General features: G+C 36.7%; 3 protein-coding genes. All 3 read left to right on the top strand.

Annotated elements, in window-relative coordinates; all coding sequences use genetic code 11:
• Nucleotides 1-1,418 (top strand): tetratricopeptide repeat protein (locus tag BZK14_RS05690; RefSeq protein ID WP_077925593.1); only part of this gene is annotated, 1,418 nt, incomplete at its 5' end.
• 169 nt (nt 1,419-1,587) lie between these two features.
• Nucleotides 1,588-2,313: an IclR family transcriptional regulator gene (locus BZK14_RS05685; protein WP_245831184.1), complete on the top strand. Its 726-nt coding sequence runs from the start codon at nt 1,588-1,590 to the stop codon at nt 2,311-2,313.
• A 44-nt stretch (nt 2,314-2,357) separates the two neighbouring features.
• Nucleotides 2,358-3,275, top strand: a 918-nt coding sequence (locus BZK14_RS05680; RefSeq protein WP_077925592.1) for a sodium/glutamate symporter, incomplete at its 3' end; no start/stop codon positions are given.

Below are 3,275 nucleotides of genomic sequence, written 5' to 3'. Positions count from 1 at the left end.
CATTTTTTATTTTTATCACATTATCGATCATAGCAAGAGTTGTTTATGTAGCTCGCAAAGCACAAATATCCGTTTGGCAGCAATTTTTTAAGCGAAAAATTCTCGCTGGGATTTCAATCGTTATATTTATATTAACGGGCATATTATCTGTGATTGGATGTGAGACTTTGAGTATAAAAAAAGAGCTGAATCAGCTATCAGAAAGCTATGATGAAAAGCATCGCAATCAGCAAATGCGTAGAAATTTTGTGTTAGAACATGATCATCAATATGGTGAATTTATCTTTCCAAAAGGCACATTGATCAATCGTTATGATCCCAGTGACAATGGTGAAGAAACTTATCCATTGATTTTAAGTGGTTTCAATCAAGCACGATTTGCGGAGCCTGTAAAAATCGCAGGTGTGATGGCTTCAGCGATTGATGGTAGTTGGATTGAATTAGCGGAAGATCAAGAAATTGGCCCAATACATTTTTACTCTTCAAAATTTGGTGAATATGGCGGTTGGATGGTTGATCGCACAACGCCAACAATTTTCTGTCGAAAAGGTTCTGTGGTGCTATTTGAAAAGCCATTAGGCCCAAGTTTTAATGTGGATGATGAATATTGGTGGAAAGATAAAGATGGCGTAGATGCTCATTTTAAGCCCTCAGAATGGCAATTTAGATATTGTGATGATTCACATAAAATCGAAGTATTGCCTGCTTATGGCACAGCGGAAGCGATTGCATTAGAAAAAGTGCAAGCGGAAAGAGAAGCGGAGGAAGATCGTAAATTTCAGCCCGTTGTTAAAGATGGTGTATTGATGGATGCAGAGCCAATTGAGTTTACGATTAGCTTTTATTTAGAAGGTTTACAGCAATATATGAATGCGAACTATTCAGAAGCTTATCAATCATTCTTACAAGCTGAGGCAAACCAAGAAAAGGGGGCTGATTATTATTTGGGCATCATGAATTATCATGGACAAGGTATCACTCAAAATAAGGAAGCTGCACTGTATTGGCTGAAGCAATCAGTGGAAGCAGGCAATAGCAATGCAGTTGCTAAAATTGGGCAGATCTATTTTGAAGATGATGAAATGAAAGATTATGACCGAGCTTTGGCCGTTTTTAATGAAGCAGCTGAACAAGGCAATCTCATTGCAGAATTTTATTTAGGCTTAATGTACTCAGAAGGTTTAGGCGTAGAAGCAAATTACACAACAGCATTGTCATGGTTCAAAAAAGCCAGCCACCCAATGCATGATGCAGGTATGACAGGCACACATGATTTAAGCATTCAATCTATGATTAATATTGGCAAAATATATTCAGAAGGATTGTTAGGCGAAAAAAGCCCCAAAGCCGCTGAACCTTGGCTGGAAAAGGCTTGTTATTTAGGTTCAGAAGAAGGGTGTCAATTATTGCATCAATAATCATGAATAGGGCTTTAACTTATTTTTAGCTACAAACATTTACTCTATACCCAATAATATTGAAGATATTTTTATATAACTCATTGAATAATTGTTTTTATTCTCATTTATTGAGAATAAATTTTGTTTGATAAAATATTTTTGTTTATTGTAGTAGCTAGGAGGTAGTATGAAAGGCTCTGATAGATTACTGAATATATTGTCATATATAGCATCATCAGATAAGCCTGTTTTTCCAAAAAGTATTGCAGAAGATTTGAAAATACCTGTATCAACAGTGTATCGAAATTTGAATATTCTTATGTTATGGGAATTTGTTGCTTTCTCTAAACGTTATGGTGCTTACATATTAGGAGCACAAAGTTTAAAAGGAAAGGTGCTACATCAGAAGTATTCACTCTTTGGGGCAGAAGCAGGACAAGTTTTATCTGATTTAGCAAAAAAGACAGGAGAATCAGCAGCAATAGTTGTTGCTGATTATTATGAAACTATTTGTATCGCTATGGTGGAAAGTCATCAAGCCTTACGATGCTCTTTTGTTGAAGGTCGTGTTAATCGTTTAATTTATGGTGCAAGTGGTAAAACTCTATTGGCACATAAATCACCTGAAATTAGAGAGATGATTCTTCGTTTATCATTGCCTGATACAGGTTTAGATGAAACAGCTTTTGTTCAAGAGCTAGATTTAATTCGATCACAGGGCTATGGAAGAACTGTTGGGGAAATTGATCCTGGTGTTTTAGGTATTTCGGCACCCATTAAACGGAATCAAAATACACTCGCAGTTGTGACATTAATGGCACCATTTTTTAGAAGCCAAGACAAAGAAGATCAATGGATCAATGATGTATTAGAAGCATCTGATGAGATCTCAATGCTAGTTAGTATTAACTAAGCAGATGTATCATTTATTTAACTAATTTTTATGAAGGAATCATTATGGCTTTTCAACTCGATGCCATGAGCACACTATTTTTAACTGTATTATGTTTATTATTGGGGATATATTTAAAAAAACGTATCAATTTTTTTGATAAATTCTGTATTCCTGCACCAGTTGTAGGCGGTTTTTTAGTCAGTATTTTAATTTGGATTTTGCGTAGTGCTGATATTGCAACATTTCAATTTGATACAAGCTTACAAAGCTTTTTAATGGTGGCATTTTTTACAACAGTCGGGATTGATGGTAGTTTTCGCGTACTGAAAAGTGGCGGTAAATTATTATTTGTTTATTTAGGTATTTGTTGGTTTTTAGCACTGTTCCAGAATACATTTGGTGCAGGCTTAGCGATGGCATTTGGTGTTGATCCTGTGATGGGTGTCATGGCCGGTGCGGTATCATTAACAGGTGGACATGGTGGTGCTGCGGCATTCGGTACAATGGCAGAGGAATTAGGTCACCAATCTATGTTGGTGGCTGCGATTGCCTCAGCAACATTTGGCTTGATTGCAGGTAGCTTATTGGGCGGGCCAGTTGCGAGCTTTTTGATCAAACGTCACAATGTTAAAATTGAAGCTGCGGGCAGCGGTGAAAACTTACCAGGCGCACCTGAAACATTAAGCAAAGCGGTGAAAGAAATAGATGTCAATGGTTTCTTAAGAATGCTTGCTGTCATTTTGGGTATTATGGTTGTCGGTCGTTGGGCTTCTGCAGAATTTACAGCAATGACAGGCTTTTCACTACCAAGCTATGTAGGGGCGATGTTGATTGCGATCATTGTGCGTAATGTGAATGATTATTTTACTGTGGTAAAAATTCATCAAAAATCTATTGATTTAGTATCAGGCGTTTCTTTGGGATTATTCTTAACAATGGCTATGATGTCATTGAAGATTTGGGAATTGAGTGAAGTTGCA

Source organism: Wohlfahrtiimonas larvae, assembly GCF_002006755.1.
Taxonomy (GTDB): domain Bacteria; phylum Pseudomonadota; class Gammaproteobacteria; order Cardiobacteriales; family Wohlfahrtiimonadaceae; genus Wohlfahrtiimonas; species Wohlfahrtiimonas larvae.
Note: the sequence above shows the minus strand (reverse complement) of the source record. Positions and strands in the feature narration are given on the sequence as shown.

Bases quoted from the DNA above. Each gene is read 5' to 3' on its own strand.
- BZK14_RS05685 (WP_245831184.1), top strand. From the start codon at position 1,588: ATGAAAGGCTCTGATAGATTACTGAATATATTGTCATATATAGCATCA.